The organism is Shewanella sp., assembly GCF_051658185.1.
GTDB lineage: Bacteria > Pseudomonadota > Gammaproteobacteria > Enterobacterales > Shewanellaceae > Shewanella.
Genome location: NZ_JBOFMC010000252.1, coordinates 1 through 3,129 on the forward strand (window position 1 = coordinate 1; position 3,129 = coordinate 3,129).

At 42.7% G+C, this 3,129-nt stretch carries 6 protein-coding genes; 2 read left to right on the forward strand and 4 right to left on the reverse strand.

All coding sequences use genetic code 11. The annotated features are described in order from the left end of the window. Both ACRCZA_RS09905 and arsC read left to right on the forward strand, forming a co-directional pair. The coding region (locus ACRCZA_RS09905; protein WP_438674282.1) for an ArsB/NhaD family transporter at positions 1–123 on the forward strand (123 nt) is incomplete at its 5' end. Positions 124–195: 72 nt separating this feature from the next. Further along, on the forward strand, positions 196–651 hold the full coding sequence (gene arsC / locus ACRCZA_RS09910) for an arsenate reductase (glutaredoxin) (RefSeq protein WP_438674277.1): 456 nt from the start codon (positions 196–198) through the stop codon (positions 649–651). A gap of 82 nt (positions 652–733) precedes the next feature. Here the strand turns inward: arsC and ACRCZA_RS09915 are convergent, their stop codons facing one another. From ACRCZA_RS09915 to ACRCZA_RS09930, 4 genes are read right to left on the reverse strand one after another with little or no spacing between them, the layout of a single operon-like run. Next, a complete protein-coding gene (locus ACRCZA_RS09915; RefSeq protein WP_438674278.1) occupies positions 734–1,438 on the reverse strand; it encodes an aromatic aminobenezylarsenical efflux permease ArsG family transporter in 705 nt (234 codons plus the stop codon). Next, entirely contained in the window at positions 1,431–1,964 is a 534-nt protein-coding gene (locus tag ACRCZA_RS09920; RefSeq protein ID WP_438674279.1) for a nitrophenyl compound nitroreductase subunit ArsF family protein, read from the reverse strand. Before ACRCZA_RS09920 ends, ACRCZA_RS09915 begins: the two co-directional genes overlap by 8 nt. Before the next feature lie 17 nt (positions 1,965–1,981). Then, entirely contained in the window at positions 1,982–2,224 is a 243-nt protein-coding gene (locus ACRCZA_RS09925; protein WP_438674280.1) for a thioredoxin family protein, read from the reverse strand. 60 nt (positions 2,225–2,284) lie between these two features. After that, on the reverse strand, positions 2,285–2,593 hold the full coding sequence (locus tag ACRCZA_RS09930) for an ArsR/SmtB family transcription factor (RefSeq protein WP_438674281.1): 309 nt from the start codon (positions 2,591–2,593) through the stop codon (positions 2,285–2,287). Positions 2,594–3,129 lie beyond the last annotated feature (536 nt).

A 3,129-nucleotide genomic window follows, 5' to 3' on the forward strand; every position in this document is an offset into this window, starting at 1 on the left:
CATGTACTGGCGCAGAAAAATATTAATATTACCTGGGGTTATTATTTCCGCGTCGGCATAGTGATGACGCTACCTGTGCTATTTGTCACCCTAGCAGCACTGGCGCTGCGACTATCCTTCTAAATTTATGCCCATAGGCACTCAATCATCCGCCAATGGATAAATTCATAAGCGATTATTTATAAGAGACATGCTATGGACACTGACAACCACCTTGAAAAACACAGCCGTATTAAGATTTATCACAATCCAGCCTGCGGTACATCACGCAACACCTTAGGCCTTATTCGCAATACTGGGGTTGAGCCGACCGTTATTCTCTATCTTGAAACGCCGCCAAATCGCCAAACGCTGTGGCAACTGATTACGGAGATGGGTATTTCGGTGCGCAGTTTACTGCGGCAAAATGTCGAGCCATTTGCTACATTAGGCTTAAGCGAAGATAAGTTTAGCGACTGTGAATTAATCGATTTTATGCTCGAGTACCCGATCCTAATTAATCGCCCCATCGTCGTTACGCCATTAGGCACGCGCCTGTGCCGTCCATCAGAAAGTGTTTTAGATATTTTGCCAAATCCCCAATTAGGTGCTTTTACCAAGGAAGACGGTGAAGTGGTTATTGATACCAATGGGCAGAGAGTAAAAAAATAGTTAGATTTTCAAAACAAGCTCAGGCCTCGGGTAATCTCTACCTCGAGGCCTGATTTACAAACATGCAATACAGTTATAGCCTTTAATTTTTGCCAATATATGGACTGAAAATATTCACCCAAGCGTAATAGCCACCAATGATGATAAATACCACGCCAGTGATTTTTCTGGCCCAGTGCTCAAACGCCAATATGTGGTTATAAGCTTTCGCAACGCGATTGGCGCTAATCCCTAATAGGATCGCAAAGACTAAAACCGGTAGACCAGTGGCTAACCCATAAATCGCTGGTAGGGTAATACTTGATTGTGACTCTAGTGCAAGTGGCAGCAGCGAACCAAAGAAAAGTGCGGCTGAAGTAGGGCAAAATGATAACGCAAATAACACCCCCAGAAGCAAAGCTCCGATATATCCCTGCGGATTAATTTTAGCCTTTATCTTTTCGATTAGTGCCCCATTGCCAGGGAGATCCAATGTCAATAGTTCCAATAAAAACATGCCCACTAAGATCAGGATAGGCCCAAGCAACAGGTTCATGTATTTTTGTAGTAACACTGACACTGTGACGCTTGAGAGCAAACTGCCCACTAAGATCACACCCAGAACTAAGTAGCTCAGCATGCGCCCAATCGTATAGGCAAGCCCAGTACCAAACACACGATATGGTGACTGTATCCCTTTACTTATATAGGAGATAGCTGCCACATTAGTTGCTAATGGGCACGGACTGATAGAAGTTAAGATACCAAACCAAAAAGCCGATAGCAGCATGACTGCCCACTCATCCATGACTGGGCACCTTGGCTGATGGCGCCACTAAGGCTTGATTAGCCTTAGTTTGATTAACCATGGCATTAATCTCTTCAGTCAAATATTGGCTGAATGCCTGCTCGTTATTGGCCAGCTCCCACACACGGTCTAACCGTCGCCAATCAGTGTCTACACCGTTGTGGGTGTTAGCAATCACCACGGTACGAAATACCAACTGATAATCATCAATGTAATGCTGGTTTTCAGGCAAATCGACATTCACCAAATTTAACTGCATTTCACCATCGCGCACTTGCTTGAAAAACTGATTCATCACAGTAGACTGGGTAAATTTTTCCATACGAACACAAGTTGTACAGCGCTGATTACCATGAAAATAATAAACATTCAGCCCATTTTTTAATTGAGGTGACACGCTGGCAGCGATATCCGCATTGTCTGTATTAGCAGTGGTGATCGTGTCAAATTGCTGATACCCAACCAACCCTAAGCCAATACAAACCACAGTGAGCAGCAGGTAGCGGACAATTTTTTTAGCGTTCATGTCGACTCCTTAATACATTACGCTGCATGGGCTTTAAGCAAGGTCATGAGCTCATCAACACTGGCAAGCCGTCCCGTCAGCTTTATTTGCTCGTCGACCACCAACGCCGGTGTCGACATCACGTTGTAGGACATAATTTGTTCAATATCAGTCACTTTAGTTAGTTGGTAATCAAGGTTGAGAGCCTGCGCAGCAGCGTTCGTAGCCTCAGCCAATTTTTGACACTTTGTGCAGCCCGTACCGAGAATTTTAATATCCATGATTGCTCCTAATTTGGTTACTTTGTTATTTTGCCATTTGACCAAATGATAAGGCTGAAACTAATCAATTAATGCGATCTGCTTCTGAATTTGTTGTTCGAGTAAACCATCAATACAATGTAATGATGTCAGGAGGCAGGGCATGGTGAGGCGATAAAAAATCTGCTTACCTCGTTTTTCCATATCCACAATCCCAGCATGGCGCAAAACGGATAAGTGCTTAGAAATTGTTGAAAAATCAACGTCGGCACCTTCAACAAACTCACAAACACATTTTTCACCCTGTGCAAGTTGTTCCACCATCCACAATCGAGTAGGATGCCCTAGCGCTTTAAAAATATTAGCTTTTATTATGGTGCGTTGTTTCATTTTATGAAATTCCACAGCTGTTCAACGATTGGATCAGCGATAAGTATAAAATAATCGGTGCTAAAAAACGTTAGTAGATGACGCAAAGTGACAGGCATCTACCATAAAAATTTAAATTCAATTTTTTTCCGTTGATAAATAATTAACACTTTTAAAATGTTTCTAAGCTTGCACTCTAACCATCAAAAAACTAATGCTTAATCGGTATTTTTTATAATAGAGAGAGGACAACGCTAAATTGCAATGGGCAAAAGCTTTTTAGCTGCACGAACAGTTAGAGGGATACTTAGGATTGGCAATGTTGTACCAGTGACCTTCTAAAACAAGGATGTTTTAGTAGAGCCATCAAGGACGGTTCTTATTAAATTAAAGGGTGGCGTGTCACTGGGGAAACAATGACAATTCAATCAGCACATCTAACGACAACGTTATCTGGCTTTGGGGCAGTAATGAGTTAGAAACGCTGAATCTTACGGATAACACGCCCTCCCATAACAATGAGAGGAGCGTTAACGGCCCTTCGGCAGGTAGCTCAA